General features: G+C 74.8%; 10 protein-coding genes. 2 read left to right on the top strand and 8 right to left on the bottom strand.

Annotation, left to right across the window (positions count from 1 at the left end):
• Positions 1-243: 243 nt before the first annotated feature.
• Positions 244-903: an acyltransferase gene (locus IE247_RS10310; RefSeq protein ID WP_190122683.1), complete on the top strand. Its 660-nt coding sequence runs from the start codon at positions 244-246 to the stop codon at positions 901-903.
• Here IE247_RS10310 and IE247_RS10305 read toward each other — a convergent pair.
• Positions 813-2,420, bottom strand: coding sequence for a glycosyltransferase family 4 protein (locus IE247_RS10305; protein WP_229868988.1), 1,608 nt, complete (start codon positions 2,418-2,420; stop codon positions 813-815). The two genes, IE247_RS10310 and IE247_RS10305, sit on opposite strands and share 91 nt — an antisense overlap.
• A gap of 172 nt (positions 2,421-2,592) precedes the next feature.
• On the opposite strand from IE247_RS10305, the gene wecB reads away from it, so the two are divergent.
• The gene (wecB, locus tag IE247_RS10300) at positions 2,593-3,699 is read left to right on the top strand and encodes a non-hydrolyzing UDP-N-acetylglucosamine 2-epimerase (protein WP_190122682.1); all 1,107 of its coding nucleotides are present in this window, start codon (positions 2,593-2,595) and stop codon (positions 3,697-3,699) included.
• Positions 3,700-3,723: 24 nt separating this feature from the next.
• Here the strand turns inward: wecB and IE247_RS10295 are convergent, their stop codons facing one another.
• From IE247_RS10295 to IE247_RS10265, 7 genes are all read right to left on the bottom strand, one after another.
• Positions 3,724-6,324, bottom strand: coding sequence for a glycosyltransferase (locus IE247_RS10295; RefSeq protein ID WP_190122681.1), 2,601 nt, complete (start codon positions 6,322-6,324; stop codon positions 3,724-3,726).
• A gap of 36 nt (positions 6,325-6,360) precedes the next feature.
• Positions 6,361-7,650, bottom strand: coding sequence for a nucleotide sugar dehydrogenase (locus IE247_RS10290; RefSeq protein ID WP_190122680.1), 1,290 nt, complete (start codon positions 7,648-7,650; stop codon positions 6,361-6,363).
• A 4-nt stretch (positions 7,651-7,654) separates the two neighbouring features.
• The gene (locus tag IE247_RS10285) at positions 7,655-9,271 is read right to left on the bottom strand and encodes a glycosyltransferase family 2 protein (RefSeq protein WP_229869040.1); all 1,617 of its coding nucleotides are present in this window, start codon (positions 9,269-9,271) and stop codon (positions 7,655-7,657) included.
• A gap of 110 nt (positions 9,272-9,381) precedes the next feature.
• Positions 9,382-10,350 carry a Gfo/Idh/MocA family protein gene (locus tag IE247_RS10280; RefSeq protein ID WP_229869037.1) on the bottom strand — a complete coding sequence of 323 codons (969 nt, stop codon included), beginning with the start codon at positions 10,348-10,350 and terminating at the stop codon, positions 9,382-9,384.
• 71 nt (positions 10,351-10,421) lie between these two features.
• Positions 10,422-11,546, bottom strand: a complete 1,125-nt coding sequence (locus IE247_RS10275; RefSeq protein ID WP_190122679.1) for a DegT/DnrJ/EryC1/StrS family aminotransferase — start codon at positions 11,544-11,546, stop codon at positions 10,422-10,424.
• A gap of 276 nt (positions 11,547-11,822) precedes the next feature.
• Entirely contained in the window at positions 11,823-15,980 is a 4,158-nt protein-coding gene (locus tag IE247_RS10270; protein WP_190122678.1) for an Rne/Rng family ribonuclease, read from the bottom strand.
• 276 nt (positions 15,981-16,256) lie between these two features.
• Positions 16,257-17,060, bottom strand: coding sequence for a TIGR03936 family radical SAM-associated protein (locus IE247_RS10265; RefSeq protein ID WP_190122857.1), 804 nt, complete (start codon positions 17,058-17,060; stop codon positions 16,257-16,259).
• Between the last annotated feature and the right edge of the window lie 134 nt (positions 17,061-17,194).

Genomic DNA, 17,194 nt, shown 5'->3' with positions numbered 1-17,194 from the left:
CCTGATGCCAGCCGCTCACACGGGCCCGGGGGCCGTGACGATCCGGAAGGACGAGCGGCCTCCCCCGTACGGGTGGACCGGACCGGGAAACCGGGCCGGGGAGACCGACGGGAGGTGGGTGCTCAGGGGATGGGTGTGTAGGGAAACACACCGAGGGTCAAGGGTACGGGGAATCGCTCCGGAGGGTCAAACCGGGCCTATGCTCGGCGCACGTCGGACCCCGGGTGCGCGAGGAGTGACACGGTGAGCTGTACGGTCCTGCCCACCGCGCAGGTGGACGAGAGCGCCGAGATCGGCGCGGGCACCCGGGTCTGGGAGCTGGCCCAGATCCGGGAGGGGGCCCGGCTGGGCGAGGGGTGTGTGATCGGGCGCGGGGCCTATGTCGGCGCGGGTGTGCGCATCGGCGACCACTGCAAGCTCCAGAACCACGCCCTGGTCTACGAGCCCGCCGTGCTGGGGCGGGGCGTCTTCATCGGCCCGGCGGCGGTCCTCACCAACGACCGCCATCCGCGCGCCGTGGATCCGGACGGCCGGCCGAAGGGCGCGGGCGACTGGGAGCCGGTGGGGGTGAGCGTCGCGGAGGGCGCGTCGGTCGGCGCGCGCTCGGTCTGCGTGGCCCCGCTGCGGATCGGCCGGTGGGCGATGGTCGCCGCCGGGGCCGTGGTCACCCGGGACGTGCCCGACTTCGCGCTGGTCGCCGGGGTCCCGGCGAAGCGGGTGGGCTGGGTGGGCCGGGCCGGGGTGCGACTGGTGCGGCCGGCCGGGCGCGGCGGGGAGCCGGGGGTGTGGGAGTGCCCCAGCACCGGCGCGCACTACCGCGAGTCCCCGGACGGCACGCTCGCCGAGAGCGACGACGACGGCGGGGGCGGGAGGGGCGGCCGGTCCGGGAGCAGCCGGCTGTAGAGGGCCTCCAGGATCTCGGCCTGCGCCTCCCAGGTCCAGCCCTCCAGCAGCCCCGGCGCGCGGTACGCGGCGCGGTAGCGCTCCGGGTCGGCGAGCACGGTCCGGGCCGCCCGGGCGAAGTCCTCGGCGTCCCCGGCCCGGAAGACCTCGCCCGTCCCGGTCTCGGCGACCACCTCGGCCATCGTCCGGATGTCGCTCACCAGCAGCGGCAGCCCGGCCCGCGCGTACTCGAAGAATTTATTGCTCAGGGCCAGCTCGTGATTGGCGAGATGGCGCAGCGGGCTGACGGCGGCGTCCGCCGGGGCCAGGAACTGGGGCACCTGCCAGTGCGGGACGTACGGCAGGAAGTGGACCCGGTCGGCGACGCCCGCGCGGGCTGCGGCCACCTTGGTGCTCGCGACGGCCTTCATCTTCCTCGGGGTGACCGACACCAGGGCGAGATGGACGCCGGGCAGCGCGGTCAGCGCCTCGACGACGGTCTCCACCCCGCGCACCGGGCTGATGCCCCCGGCGTACACCAGCAGCGGGGTGTCCGGGCCGATCCGGCACAGGGCGCGCAGATCGCCCGGCGGCGGGGCGTCCGCCAGCTCGTCCGCCGCCGGGCGGGTCACCGGCGCGTTCAGGACGACGGCGGGCGGCTCTGGCAGCCGGTGCTCCTCCTGGAGCAGCCGGGCCAGCGGCGGCGAGACGGTGATCACGGCGTCCGCGAAGGGCGCGTGCTCCTTCTCCCAGGCGATGTGGCCCGGCAGCCAGCGGCCGTGGAAGGCGGGCAGCCCGGGCACGTACTCGTGCGCGTCCCAGACCAGCCTGGCCGCCCGCCCCCGGGCCCTGGCCCGGACCGCCGCCCGGGCCCCGACGCCGAGCATCCGGAAGTCGTGGGCGTGGATCAGATCGGGTTCGAAGGCGTCGATGTGGGCGGCGAAGGCCAGCTCGTAGTCCCAGAGGCCGGGCATCAGCCGCCGCCAGGCGCGCTCGCCCATCAGCTTCGACCACAGGGCGGTCGAGGTGCGGTCCAGCGGGGCGGTCAGCGGGGCGCGCAGCCGCTGGAGCCGGTCGGTCTCCCGGGCCCGGAGCCCGACCCAGGCGGCGAGCGCCCTGGCCGCCGCCCTCGGCAGCAGCAGCCGGGCCGGGGAGCCGCCCGCGCTGGTGCCGGGGTGGCCGCCGCGCGCGGCCGTCGCCGCCGCCCGGCGGAAGGCCAGGTCGGAGCGCCATGCCTTGGCGGTCTGCACCCGGTAGCGGGCGATCCGCTGGGAGCGGTACGCCAGTGGGCGGCGCAGCAGCGGATGGCGCAGCTCGTGGCGGCGCGGCTCCAGATGGGCGGGTTTGGGGATCAGCCGTACGCGGGCCCCGCCGAGCCGCCAGCTCTGGATCTTCGAGGTGGGCGACACCCCGAGCAGGATGACGTCCCACCCCGCCTCGGCGGCGGAGCGGGCGGTCTTCTGGACGCGTGAGTCGGCCTTGACGCCGTTGTCGACGAGCATGACGACCCGGCCCCGGGTGCCGTTCGAGGGCTCCATGCGCACGCCTTTCCCGATGTGCCGATGCCGACGCCGGGCGGTGATCCCGGCCGGTATTCCCGCCGGCCGCACCATCGTCATGGTTTGATCGGTTTTCCGGTGCATTCGCCACGCGCGGCCGGTGCGGGATCAGCCTGGCGATCGCGGTACGAACCCAGGAAACAGGGGCAGCGTGAAGGTTCTGAGTGTGGTCGGGGCCCGCCCCCAGCTCGTCAAGCTCGCTCCGGTCGCGGCGGCCTTCGCGGCCACCGAGCACCGGCATGTCATCGTCCACACCGGTCAGCACTACGACGCCGATCTCTCCGACGTCTTCTTCTCCGGGCTCTCCATCCCCGCCCCGGACGTCCATCTCGGCGTCGGCTCCGGCAGCCACGGGGTGCAGACGGGGGCGGCGCTGGCCGCCCTGGACGAGGTCTTCGCCCGGGAGCGGCCGGACTGGGTGCTGGTGTACGGGGACACCAACTCGACGCTGGCGGGCGCGCTCTCGGCGGTGAAGTCGCGGCTGCCGGTGGCGCATCTGGAGGCGGGGCTGCGCTCCTTCAACCGGGGGATGCCCGAGGAGCACAACCGGGTGCTCACCGACCACTGCGCGGATCTGCTGCTCGCCCCCACCGAGGAGGCGGTGCGGCATCTCGCCCGGGAGGGGCTGGCGGGCCGCACCCGGCTGGCCGGGGACGTGATGGTGGACATCTGTCTGCGGGTGCGGGACCGGGTGCTGGCGGCCGGGGCGCCCGTGCCGCCCGCGCGGATCCCGGCCGGGCGGCCGTTTCTGCTGGCCACCCTGCACCGCCCGGACAACACCGACGACCCGGTCAGGCTGGCCTCGCTGATCGGCGCGCTGGCGGCGCTGCCGCTGCCGGTGGCGCTGCTCGCCCATCCCCGGCTGGTCGCGCGGGCCCGGGAGTACGGCGTCGGGCTGGCGCGCGGCTCGGTGCGGGTGTGCCGCCCGCTGCCGTACGCGGAGCTGGTCGCCGCCGTGCTGGCGTCGGCGGGGGTGGTGACGGACTCGGGCGGGCTCCAGAAGGAGGCGTTCCTCCTCGGCCGGCCCTGCACCACGCTCCGCCCGGAGACCGAGTGGGTGGAGACGCTGGACGGCGGCTGGAACGTCCTCGTACCGGATCCGCACGAACTGCCCTCCGACCGCTGGTCCGCCCTGGCGGGCCGTGCCGCGCCCCGGTCGCCGCGCGGGGAGCCGTACGGGGACGGGACGGCGGCCGGGCGGGTCGTACGGCTGCTGGAGGAGGAGGCCGTACCGGCGCGGGCGGCGGTGCACCGCTGAGGCTCAGGGAGCTACCACTGAGGCTCAGGAGCTGAGGAAGGCGTCGAGCGCGGCGGCGGTCGCCGTGCCGTCGTGGTGCTCGCGGACGAAGGCGGCGGACTCGTGGCCGGTGCGGACGGCGAACTCCCGGTCGTCCAGGAGGCGCTCCAGCGCCGCGCCCAGGGTGTCCGGGGTGGCGCTGACGATCGGCGGGCGGATTCCGCAGGCCGCGACGGACTCCTCGTCGACATGGGCGACGACGGGCCGGCCCGCCGCCATCCCCTCGCAGGCGAAGGCCCCGTAGGTGCCGATCGCGAACTGGTCGATCACCACGTCCGCGCCGCGCACCAGGGTGCGCACCTCGGCCGGGGGCAGCCCCTCGGCGAGCCGGAAGTCGATGAGGCCCCGGCGGTCGTACTCCTGGAGCAGCGGCAGCACCCGTTCGGTGCCCTTGGTCCAGCGCGCGGAGGGCGCGTGCACCACCAGCGGTCTGCGCCGGGTCATCACCGGGCGGGTGCCGGTCCAGGCCCCGGTGTCGACCACCAGCGGGGCCCAGACCGCGCCCGGCAGATCGAGCAGGAGGTCCGGGGTGGTGACGTACACCGGCAGCCCCGACTCCTCGGCGATGCGCCGGTTGCGGGCGGCCAGCCGGGTCAGGGTGGCCTCGTACCCCTCGGGGGCGTCGCGGAAGAGGGAGTACGGATGGCGCGCGCGGTGGCGCCCGGGGTCGCGGACCTCGCCTCCGTGGGCGAGGAGGGCCACCCTGACGCCGGCCTGGGCGAGCGCCGGGAGGTCGCCCTCGATGCTGGTGCCGTTGAGGGGGCCGAAGACCGGGCGGAAGGCGTCGGCGAGCAGATGGGTGTAGCGGCGCAGGGTCCGGCGGACCTGTTCGAGCTGGACGTCCAGATTCTTCAGGGCCGCGCCGTCGACGAGCACATCGGCGGGGTAGTCGTGGCGGCGGCCCGCCGAGCGGTGTTTGACGACCTCGGCGGAGACGCCCTCGCGGCGGTGGGTGATCGCGGTCGCGAAGGCGGCGAGCTGCCCCGCGTGGTTGGCCGGGGCGAGACCGAGCCGTACGGGGGTGGCCCCCAGCGGTCGCCAGCCGCCGCCCTCGGGGGCGGGGCCGCCCCGGGCCGCCGCCCTCTCCTCGGCGTCCCAGTACGGCCCGCCGCCCGTCCCCCGGGCGGGCGTCTTCCCGGAGATCCGGCTGTAGAGCCGCAGCAGGGTCTTCGCCTCGCGCTCCCAGGAGAGCCCGTCCAGCAGTTCGTCCGTGATGTTCTTCCGCAGTCCGTCCCGGTCGGCGGTGGCGCGCAGCACCGCCGCCGCGAAGGAGGCGGCGTCCTCGGCGGTGAAGACCTCTCCCACCCCGTGGGCGCGGACGAACTCGCTGGTGGCCCGGATGTCGCTGGAGACCAGCGGCAGCCCGGCGTGCAGATACTCGGCGGCCTTCGTCGGCAGCGAGTGCTCCGCGTTGGGCATCCGGTGGAAGGGCACCAGACCCAGATCGGCGCCCGCGAGATAGTCCGCCACCTGGTGCTGGGGCACATAGGGCACCACATGCACCCGGTGGCGCACCCCCAGCTCCGCCGCCCGGTCCAGCAGCGCGGTCAGCCCGGCCCCCGGCGCTCCCGCGACCAGCGCCAGATGATGGTCCGGCAGCAGCGGCAGGGCCTCGACGGCGGTGCCGACGCCCCGGTCGGGGGCGAGCCATCCCGCGTACACCAGCAGCGGAACGCCCGGTCGCAGACCGCAGGCGGTACGGACGCAGACCCGGCCGGCCGCCGCCCCGACGACCGCGCGGACGGGGGCGTTGCGGACCACGGCCGGGGTCTCGGGGAGCCGGTGGTCGGCGCGGATCAGGGCGGCCAGCTCGGGCGAGACGGTCACCACGGCGTCGGCCCGGTGGATGTACTCCCGCTCCACCGCCGGGAAGGCGCTGCGCATCGCCGCCTTGGCCCAGGCGATGCCGGCGACGTACTCGTGAGAGTCGTACAGCCAGGCGCAGCGGCGGCCCCGGGCGCGCAGCCGGGAGGCGGCGCGGGCGGCGGTGTGGATGGTGGTGATGTCGTTGGCGTGGACGACGTCGGGGGCGAGTTCCTCGATGAACGGTCCGAAGGCGAGATCGAGATCGAGGAGCGCGGGCCAGTCGCGCCGCCAGTCGCCGGTGGTCGTCCCGGTGGTCTTGCGGCGCTGCTCCCAGCGGTAGGCGCGGAGCCGGAGCCGGTGCGCGCCGCGCCCGGCGCGGACCAGGGCGCGCAGGCCGACGGCGGCGGCCCCGCCGAGCGGGGTGGCGGCGAGATGGCCGATCCGGGTGGTCTGCTCGCGGACCCAGACACGGTGGGCGTCGCGGATCTGGTCGAGGGCGGCGCGGTCGCGGATGCCCCACTGGGTGAGTCTGGCGCGCGGTCCGCCCCGGCTCTTTCTGGCGTTGACCAGGCGTTCCATCCGGTTGCCGACGGGCAGGCGGACGACTTTGACGGGGCCGAGCCAGGAGTGTTCGGGCTTCTTCCCGGCGGCCCGGCCGACCAGGGTGACGTCCCAGCCCGCGTGCGCGGCGGCGAGCGCGGTCTTCTGCACCCGGGAGTCCCCGGTGATGCCGTTGGCGACGACGACGGCCAGCTTGGGCGGGGTGGGGGACGGGGGCATGCGCATCGAGTCCTTCGCTGTGGTGGGGCGGAGCGGTCAGCCGCCGATGACGACCCGGTGGACGCCCGCCCAGCGGGCGGGGTCGGTGGTGCGGCGGCCGTCGACCAGGACGCGCACCCCGGGCAGGTCGGCGGGGGTCAGCTCGCGGTATTCGGCGTGGTCGGCCTGGAGGATCGCGGCGGTGACCGGTTCGCCCCGGTGCGGGGTGAGCCCGTGCGCGGTGAGTTCGGCGGCGGTGTACAGGGGGTCGGAGACATAGGGGATCGCGCCGCGTGCGGCGAGCGCCGCCACGGTCGGGAAGACGCCGGAGAAGGCGGTCTCCTTCACTCCGCCCCGGTAGGCCGCGCCGAGCACCAGGACCGGGGCCCCCCGCAGCTCGCCGTAGGCGTCGGCGAGCAGTTCGACCGCGTACCCGGGCATGGCGGCGTTGGCCTCGCGGGCGGCGCGTACGACGGTGGCGTCGGGGTCGTTCCACAGATACATCCGGGGGTAGACCGGGATGCAGTGGCCGCCGACCGCGATGCCGGGCCGGTGCAGCCGACTGTAGGGCTGGGAGTTGCAGGCGTCGACGACCTCCTCGATGTCGATGTCGATGCCCTGCCGGTCGGCGAAGCGGGCGAACTGGTTGACGAGGGCGATGTTCACATCGCGGTAGGTGGTCTCGGCGAGCTTCGCCAGCTCGGCGGCCTCGGCGGCGCCCAGGTCCCAGACGCCGTTGGGGCGGGGCAGGTCGGGGCGCGGGTCGAAGTCGAGGACGCGGGTGTAGAAGTCGGTTCCGCGCCGGGCGGAGGCGGCGTCGACGCCGCCGACGAGCTTGGGGTAGCGGCGCAGATCGGCGAAGACCCGGCCGGTGAGGACGCGTTCGGGCGAGAAGACGAGGAAGAAGTCCTCGCCGGGGGCGAGTCCGGAGCCCTCGGCGAGCAGCGGCCCCCAGCGGGTGCGGGTGGTGCCGACGGGCAGGGTGGTCTCGTAGGAGACGAGGGTCCCGGGGGTGAGACCCCGGGCGACGGCGCGGGTGGCGGAGTCCAGCGCGGTGAAGTCGGGGACGCCCGCCTCGTCGGTGACCAGCGGTACGACGATGACGACGGCCTCCGCGCGGGCGACGGCGGCGGTCGTGTCGGTGGTGGCGGTGAGCAGCCCGGCGCCGACGGCGTCCTTGAGGAGGCGGTCCAGGCCAGCCTCGCCGGGGAAGGGCTCGGTGCCCGCGTTGACCAGCTCCACGACCCGCTCGTCGGTGTCCGCGCCGGTGACCCGGTGGCCCTTGGCCGCGAACTGGACGGCGAGCGGGAGACCGATCTTGCCGAGCGCCACCACACAGATGTCCATCGGATCACTTCCTCTTCGCGCGGGCGGACAGGCGGGCGAACCAGCGGCCGGGCAGCAGCGCGGCCAGCCGGCGGCGCACCCGGGCCGGCCAGGGCACGCGCGGCGGGAACAGCGGGCCGGTGCGGACGACCATGCGGCCCTTGGCGTTGACGCGGGCGGAGACCCGGTAGGAGTCGTCCAGCCGCCAGCGCCGGGCGAGCGGCATCGGCTTGCCCCGTCCCCGTACGGGGATCTCGTACCACCCACCCGCGACGTGGACATGGAGGCGTACGGCGAGGGAGGCCGTGCGCGCCTCGATCGGGATCCTGGCGCGGAGCACCGTGCCGCCGGGCAGCTCCTCGCGGGTGAACCGGCCGACGGCGGGCGGCGGCTCGTGGTCGGCGGGCAGCAGCCGGCCGCCGGGGCCGTCGGCGCTCTTCGGCAGGGATCCGGGCAGCAGCCGGATGACGGCGGACGAGGTGTCGCCGGTCAGCGGGGTGCGCACCGCGAGGGTGAGGGCGAGATCGTCACCGTGCTGCTCCCAGGCGGATTCCAGCAGCTCGGTGCCGGACGACAGCGCGGGGAGAATCGATTCGCCCAGTACCTCGAAGACCCGGTCGGGCAGGCCGAGCGCCGGATCCCGGAAGCCGGGGCAGCGCAGACGCGCCCGCCCGTCGTCCGTCAGCGCGAACACCGGACCGTTCCGCTCCTCGTCCTCGATCGCCCGGACCAGGGCCTCGGCCGCCCCGCGCCGGGCCAGCTCGATCCGCACCCGGCGGCGGACCGGCAGCAGATCGCGCAGCGGATCGGTCAGATAGGCGTCGGCGAGCGCGCCGATCCCCTCGCGGACCCGGTCGCGGACCGGCGCGGCCAGCGCCGGGAAGTCCGACTGGAGGAGCTTCGCCAGCTCCCAGGTGAAATGGCGGTGCAGGACGCTGTCCCGCTCGGGTCCTGGCGGGATCAGCCCGGCGGTGTGGTCCATGATCCGCGCGGTGCAGCGCAGCCGGTCCAGATGACCGGCCCGGTAGGTGATGTTCCCGGCGTCCCGGCGCTTGAGCGCGTAGTAGTACGTGTAGTCCGCGAGCACCGAGATCCTGCGGGCCCGGACACAGGCCTCGATGGTGAACGGCTGATCGCTGCCGACCGGCATGTCCTCGGGGAAGCGCAGCCCGTGCCGCTCCACCAGCTCACGGCGGAACAGCTTCGCGTTGGAGAGCGTGAACGGCAGCGCCGAGTCGTACAGCCCCACGTCCGGCGCGCTCGGCCCGCTCTCGGTGAAGAGCGCCTGATGGACATAGCGTCCGCCCACCCCGGTCATCTTCCCGACCACGATGTCGGAGCCGTACTCGTCGGCGCAGGCCACCAGACGGGCCAGCGCCTCGGGCCCGAGCCGGTCGTCCGAGCCCATGAAGTACACGTACCGGCCGGTGGCCGCCTCCAGCGCCCGGTTGCTGGGGGCCGCCGGACCGCCCGAGTTGGGCTGATGGACCACCGTCACGGTGTCCGGGTGCGCGCGGGCGTACCGGTCCAGCTCGGCCCCGCCGCCGTCGGTCGAACCGTCGTCCACGGCCACGATCCGCAGCCGGTCCGGACCGATGGACTGCGCCAGCAGCGAGTCCAGACACCCGGTCAGATACGGCATCGTGTTGTAGACGGCGAGGATCACCGTGACATCGGGCCGCCCGGCTACCGCGACGGCGGTACGGGGTGCTCCCGGCGGACGCTGCGGCACGGTCACGGCACGCACCCGCCCTACCGGACCACGGCGGGCGCGGGAAGATCCACCGTGTGGCCGCCGGCGGCCGACTCCAGCACCGCCGCCGCCACCTCCACCGTCCGCAGCCCCTGGCGGAGGGTGCAGATGTCGGCGGGCCCGCCGAGCATCGCGTCCCGGAACAGCTCGTGCTCGACCAGCAGCGGCTCCCGCTTGGGGATGGCGTACCGGACCATGTCCCCCTCGGAGACCCCCCGGAAGGCCTGGAGCGCCTCCCACTCGGTGGCCTGCGCCGCGTTGGAGTAGAAGGTGAGGTCGGCGGTGAGGGTGTCGGCGACGAAGCAGCCCTTCTCGCCGGTGACCGAGGTGAATCTCTCCTTCAGCGGGCTCAGCCAGTTGACCAGGTGGTTGACCGTGGCACCGGCCGAGAGCCGGCCGACCGCCGAGACCATGTCCTCGTGCGGACGGCCCGACTTGGAGACCGTGCGCGCGGCGATCGAGACGTACTCCTGGCCGGTCACCCAGCCGGTGAGATCGATGTCATGGGTGGCGAGGTCCTTGACCACCCCCACATCGGCGATCCGGTGCGGAAAGGGCCCCTGACGCCGGGTCACCACCTGATAGACATCGCCCAGCTCGCCGTCCTCCAGCCGTCGCCGCAGCGAGCGCAGCGCCGGATTGCACCGCTCGATATGGCCGACGCCCGCCACCAGGGAGCGCGACTCGAACGCCGCCACCAGGGCGCGAGCGCCCTCCACACTGTCGGCGACCGGCTTCTCGATCAGCGCGCCGACCCCGGCCCCCGCCAGCTCCAGACCGACGTCCACATGGAGCGCGGTCGGGCAGGCCACCACCGCGTAGTCGATGCCGAGCGCGATCAGCTCCCCCAGCGTGCGCAGCACGGGCACACCCTGCGCCCAGCCCTCCCGGTCGCCCAGCGGATCCACCACGCCGACCAGCCGCACCCCCTCCAGCGAGGCGAGCACCCGGGCGTGATGGCGGCCCATCGAGCCCAGGCCGGTGAGCCCGACCCGCAGCGGGCCCCGGGTCCCGGCGGTCACCACCGGGGGCGCGGCGCTCACCACAGCTCCCCCAGCGCGTTGACGGCGGCGGCGATACGCGCCAGCTCCGGCCGGGTCAGCGAGGGGTGCACCGGCAGCGAGACGACCTCCGCCGCCGCGCGCTCGGTCTCCGGCAGCTCCCAGCGGCGGCCGGCGAGCTGGTCCGGTTCCCAGAAAGGTTTCAGCCGGTGGATCGGCGTCGGGTAGTAGACCGCGCTGCCCACCCCCGCATCGGCCAGCCTCGCCACCGCCGCCTCCCGGTCGCCGGGGACCCGGATCGTGTACTGGTGGCAGCTGTGCCGCGCCCCCTTCGCCACGGACGGCTTGACCACCCGGGGCGAGGTGATGTGCTCGCTGAGGTAGGCGGTGTTGGCGATCCGGCGCTCGGTCCACGCGGGCAGCTTCGCCAACTGCACCCGGCCCACGGCGGCGGCGACGTCCGTCAGCCGCATATTGACGCCGATGATCTCGTTGGCGTACCGCTGCTCCATGCCCTGGTTGCGCAGCAGCCGCAGGGTTCTGGCGAGCCCCGCGTCGGCGGTGGAGACCATGCCGCCTTCGAGGGAGTGCATGTTCTTCGTCGGATAGAAGCTGAAGGTCCCGGCGGTGCCGAACGCCCCCACGGGGGTTCCGTGCAGCGCCGCCGCGTGCGCCTGGCAGGCGTCCTCGACCACGGCGAGGCCGTGGGCTGCGGCGATGGGCATGATGCGGTCCATGGCCGCCGGGTGCCCGTACAGATGCACCGGGATGATCGCGGCGGTGCGCGGGGTGATCGCCGCCTCGACGGCGGCGGGGTCTAGGCAGTAGCTGGCGGGGTCGATGTCGGCGAAGACGGGCTCCGCGCCGGCCAGTCTGACCACATTGGCGGTGGCGGCGAACGAGAACGACGGCACCACGACCTCGTCGCCGCGGCCGAGGCCCAGTGCCAGCAGGACCAGATAGAGCGCGGAGGTGCCGGAGTTGACCGCGACGCAGTGCCGTCCGTCGACCAGCTCCGAGAAGCCCTCCTCGAACGCGGCGACCTCGGGGCCCTGCACCACCCGGCCGCTGCGCAGGACCCGGACGGCGGCCTCGATCTCCTCCTCGTCGATGACCGGGCGAGCGGCGGGGATGGGGATGGGGTGCCGACTGCTGGTCGTCATGGACGCCCTCCTTGATCGCGGCAGTGCCCGCGGCAGAGCCATCGTGCAGGAGGGGGAGGGCGGGGCCGGGGTCCCACGAGGGACCCACGAGGCGGGGAACACCCGTTCGGCGCAATACGAACGCGCCGTCAACTCGGCGCGTCAACCATTCGGTCCCCAAGCCCCCCCCAGGGGGGCTCCAGGGGTACGAGAGCGCCGTGCCCCCCTCCGGGGGGGCGGGACGGGGGCACGGCGCTTTCTGTACGTACGGCCCGGAGGCCGGGGCCGGTCGGTCGGTCAGCCGTCGGTCGACGCCGTGACCGACGCCGGGGACTGCTGCTCGGCCGCGGCCGTCTTCTTCGTGGCCTTCTTGGCGGTGGTCTTCTTGACCGCCGTCTTCTTGGCCGTGGTCTTGGCCGCCGTCTTCTTGGCGGCGGCCTTCTTCGCGGGGGCCTTCTTGGCGGCCGTCTTGCGGACCGCCTTCTTGGCCGGGGCCGGGGCCGGGTCCGTCGCGGCGGGCTCGACCGCCTCGACGGCGGGCGCGGACGGGGTCTCGACCACGACCACGGCGGCGTCCTCGCCGCCCGAGGGGGAACCGGCCGGCGCGGTGACCTTGCGGGTCACCCGGCGGCGGGCCCTCGGCGGGGCGGCGTCGGGCACGACAGCGGCAGGCGCGGCGGCGGGCTCGGGCTCGGGAACCGCGACGGGCTCCGGCACGACCTCCGCCTTCGCCTCCGTCTTCGCCTTCGCCTTCGCCTCGATCACGACCTCCGGGGCGGCGGCCCTGGGCGCCCGGCCCGGAGCCGCCCCCCCGCGGGTCGCCCGGCGGCGGCCGCGGCCGCGCAGGGCGACCGCCTCCGCCTCGGCGGCGCTGCTGTACAGGTCCTCGTCGGGCGCGAACGCGGGCTCGGGCAGCGCGGTGGGCTCGGCCACCTCGGCGGCGACCTCCGCCTCCGTCTCGCTCTCCGGCTCCGTCCCGTGCTCGGCCTCACGGCCGAGCGCCGTCTCCGTCTCGTGCTCGTGGACGTGCTCGGCGCCGCCGCGGCCGCGCTTCTTGGCACGCTTGCCGCCACCGCCGCCACCGGCGGAGGTCGGCTGCTCCATGTGCACGATCACACCGCGCCCGTTGCAGTGGACACAGGTCTCGGAGAAGGACTCCAGCAGACCCTGGCCCACCCGCTTGCGGGTCATCTGGACCAGGCCCAGCGAGGTGACCTCGGCGACCTGGTGCTTCGTACGGTCGCGGCCCAGGCACTCCAGCAGCCGGCGCATCACCAGATCGCGGTTGGACTCCAGGACCATGTCGATGAAGTCGACCACCACGATCCCGCCGAGGTCGCGCAGCCGCAGCTGACGCACGATCTCCTCGGCCGCCTCCAGGTTGTTCCTGGTGACGGTCTCCTCCAGGTTGCCGCCCTGGCCGGTGAACTTCCCGGTGTTGACGTCGACCACGATCATGGCCTCGGTCTTGTCGATGACCAGCGAACCGCCGGAGGGCAGCCAGACCTTGCGGTCCAGCGCCTTCATCAGCTGCTCGTCGATGCGGTACGTCGCGAAGACGTCCACCTCGCTGGTCCAGCGCTGGAGCCGGTCCGAGAGGTCCGGCGCGACCTGGTTGACATAGCCGTGGATGGTCCCCCAGGCCTCGTCACCGCTGACAATGACCTTGGAGAAGTCCTCGTTGAAGATGTCGCGGACGACCCGGACGGTCATGTCCGGCTCGCCGTAGAGCAGCGTCGGGGCGTTGCCGCTCTTCGCCTTCTGCTGGATCTCCTCCCACTGGCCCTGGAGACGCTCCACGTCACGGCGCAGCTCGTCCTCGCTCGCGCCCTCGGCGGCGGTGCGCACGATGACGCCCGCGTCCTCGGGGACGATCTTCTTGAGGATGGTCTTCAGCCGGGCGCGCTCGGTGTCGGGCAGCTTGCGGCTGATCCCGGTCATCGAGCCCTCGGGCACATAGACCAGATAGCGGCCGGGCAGGGAGACCTGGCTGGTCAGCCGGGCGCCCTTGTGGCCGATCGGGTCCTTCGTCACCTGGACGAGCACCGACTGGCCGGACTTGAGCGCGGCCTCGATCCGGCGCGGGCCGTGCGCCATGCCGAGCGCCTCGAAGTTGACCTCGCCGGCGTACAGGACCGCGTTGCGGCCCTTGCCGATGTCGACGAAGGCGGCCTCCATGGACGGCAGGACGTTCTGCACCTTGCCCAGGTAGACATTGCCGACGTACGACGTCGCCTGCTCCTTGTTGACGTAGTGCTCGACCAGCACATTGTCCTCAAGGACGCCGATCTGGGTGCGCTCGCCGCTCTGGCGGACGACCATCACGCGCTCGACGGCCTCACGGCGGGCGAGGAACTCGGCCTCGGTGATGATCGGCACACGGCGGCGGCCCTGCTCACGACCCTCGCGGCGGCGCTGCTTCTTGGCCTCCAGCCGGGTGGAGCCCTTGATGGACTGCACCTCGTCCGACGGCTCCTCGCTGCTGCGGGTGCGGGCGGCGCGCGGCTCGCGGACCTTGACGACCGTGCGCTCGGGGTCGCCGGTGGCCGTCTCCTCCTCGCTCAGGGCGTCACCGCTGCGACGGCGGCGACGACGACGGCGACGGCTGCTGGAGCTGCCGGACCCGGTGTGCTCGTCCTCGTCCTCCGCCTCCTCGTCGACGGCGGCGGCTTCCTCGGCCCGCTCGTCCTGCTGCTGCTCCTCGGCGGCCTCGTCGGCGTCGGCGATCTCACCGCGACGGCGGCGACGGCCGCCCCGGCGGCGGCGGCGCGAGGGGCGGTCCTCGAACTCGTCGTGCTCCTCGCCCGCGGCGGGCTCGATCTCCGCCTCGACCTCGGCCTCGACCTCGGGCTCCTCGACGGGCTCGGCGATCTGCTGCTCGACCGGCCGGGCGGCCTTGGCCACGGCCTTCTCGACCGGCGCGGGGGCCTCGGCGCTCTCACCGCGACGGCGGCGACGGCGGCGTCCGGCGGGCTCGGCGACCGGCTCGGCGACGGCGACGGGCGCCTCCTCCGGCTCGATCAGCTCCTCCTCCTCGTCGATGTCGAGGGTCGCGGCGGCGGCAGCCGCGGCGGCCGTCTCCGGCGTCTGGAACACCGGCTCGGCGAAGACCGGGGCCTGGAAGACGGCGACGGCGGGCCGGGCGGCGCGGCGCGCCGGGGAGGCGTCCGACTGCGCGGTGAACTCGGGCGAGGAGGCGCGCCTGCGGCCACGGCCCCGGGGGGCGGGCTGCTCGGCGGACTGTACGGGCTGCCGCTGGGCCGGGGCCGGGGTCGGCTCGGCGGCGGGGGCCTCGGGGGTGCTCACCGCGCGGGTGGCACGACGGCGACGGCGCGAGTCGGGGGCGGCCTCATCGGCTTCTTCGGCCTTCGCGGCCTTCTCGGCGGCGGGCTCGACGGCCTGCGGCGCGGCGGCGGGGGCGGACGCGCCACGGGTGGCCCGGCGGCGGGCACGCGGCGCGGGAGCCTCCTCGGCGGCGACCGGCTCGGCGACCTCGACGGCCTCCGGGGCCTTGGGGGCCGGGGCCGCCTCAATGGTCACGGGGGCCTCGGTCGCCGTGACGGGGGCGGAGGCCCCACGGGTGGCGCGGCGACGGGCACGGCCGGCCGGGGCGGCGGGCGCGGCCTCGGCGGGGGCCTCGGGGGTCACCGGGGCGCTCTCGGCGACCGGCTCGGCGGCGGCGGTCTCGGGGGTGCTCACCGCACGAGTCGCGCGACGACGCTTCGGCGCGGCCGGAGCCTCCTCCACGACCTCAGCCGTCTCCACGACCGGCTCGACGGCCGGAGCGGTGGCCTTACGGGTGGCACGGCGGGCACGCGGCGCGGGAGCCTCCTCGGCGGCCGGAGCCTCGACGGCCTCCGGCTCGGGGGTGCTCACCGCACGAGTGGCACGACGACGCTTCGGCGCGGCCGGAGCCTCCTCCACGACCTCAGCCGTCTCCACGACCGGGGCAGTGGCCTTACGGGTGGCACGACGCGCACGCGGCGCGGGAGCCTCCTCAACGGCCGGAGCCTCGACGGCCTCCGGCTCGGGGGTGCTCACCGCACGAGTCGCACGACGACGCTTCGGCGCGGCCGGAGCCTCCTCCACAGCCTCAGCCGTCTCCACGACCGGCTCGGCGGTCTTACGGGTGGCCCGGCGGGCACGCGGCGCGGGAGCCTCCTCGACAGTCTCGGCCGTCTCCACGACCGGCGCGGTGGCCTTACGGGTGGCCCGGCGGCGGGCACGCGGCGCGGGGGTCTCCTCGGCGGCGACCGGCTCGGCGGCCTCCGGGGCGGCACTCGCGGCGCTCCCGGTGTTCTCGGCGGGCGCGGCCTCGGCGGCGGCACCGCCGGGCGGTCCCGCCGGGCGGGACGCGGCGCGGCGACGGCGGCGGGGCGGCAGCGTGTCGCTGGGGCTGTCGCCGTTGGCCTCGATGTGGTCTCCGGCGGTGCCGGTTTCGGATCGCTCAAGCATGCGGGCGGTTCTCCCGTCACGCTCCCGGGCGCCGGCTTGCCGTACGTCCACGAACCGCGCGGGGCGCGGTGGTGTCGTCCGGGGCGCGGGCGCCGCACGGGAGCTCAATGTCTGGCTCGCCGGTTCCCTACGCGATGTACGCACGGCCTGGCGAAAGTCTTGTGTGGTGTCGCGCGGCCCGACTCAGGTGGCTCCCGAGTACCAGGGCCGTGCTGCAACGACTGCCTGTGAGCGCGGCGGGACCAAAACACCCGTTTCGCCGCGTGGACCCCCCGGTCAGAGCTGGGGGGAGGACGTCCCGACGGCCGTGGGTGGGGCGGTCGGAACTGCCTCGCGATCGAGTGCGAGCGGGTCGGTCACCGTGCCGGACTCCTCGTCGAAGAGCCCCTGCGCCAGCCTGGTCACCGCTGCGGGGACCGGCGGCGCCAGGTCGGCCACAGCGCGGAGACCGGACAGGACGTCGTCGGGTCGCACGGCAGGCGTTACGTGCCGAACAACCAGCCGCAGTATCGCACAGGGGCCGTCCACGGGCCTATCAGGCTGTGGAGAGACCACCTGAAGCCGCGCCACGGCGGCACGCGCGTCAAAGGTGCGCATGCCGTTCTTGGCGCGGCGCTGGACGTCCACGGTCTCGGCCGCGAGGAAGAGGGCGACCGCCCTCTCCGCGTCCTCGGCCGCCACCTTGTCCAGCCGCAGTTCCCATTCGGAGGCGGTGAGCCGGTCGGCGAGTCCGGACGTGCGGGCCTCGACGGCGTCGGTGACGTCGAGCCCGCTCGGCAGCGACTCATTGAGCAGATCCCGCAGAGTCGCGGGGTCACGGTGCTCGGTGAGGGCGATCTCCAGATACTCGGCCTCGCTGCCCGTGCCGGTGGGTGCGGCATTGGCGTACGACACCTTCGGGTGCGGGGTGAAGCCTGCCGAGTACGCCATGGGCACCTCGGAACGCCTCAACGCCCGCTCGAAAGCGCGCTGGAAGTCACGGTGGCTGGTGAACCGGAGGCGGCCGCGCTTGGTGTAGCGCAGTCTGATCCGCTGTACCGCAGGCGCGGGCGGCGGGCCTTCGGGCTGTCGCTTGCCCAGTGGTTCTTCTCCTCGGTGCGGGACGGCGCGGGTGACGCCGCCCTCGGAATGCGGGGCGCCCCGTGCGGGCCTCGCCCGGCTCACCCCCGCTGATGGAGGGAGATCTCGGGCTCGGCCGCCGCGCCGGGGACAGT

The organism is Streptomyces inusitatus, from assembly GCF_014651115.1.
Lineage (GTDB): Bacteria > Actinomycetota > Actinomycetes > Streptomycetales > Streptomycetaceae > Streptomyces > Streptomyces amakusaensis.
The sequence above is the reverse complement of the archived record's forward strand: the minus strand, read 5'-3'. Positions and strand labels throughout refer to the sequence as shown.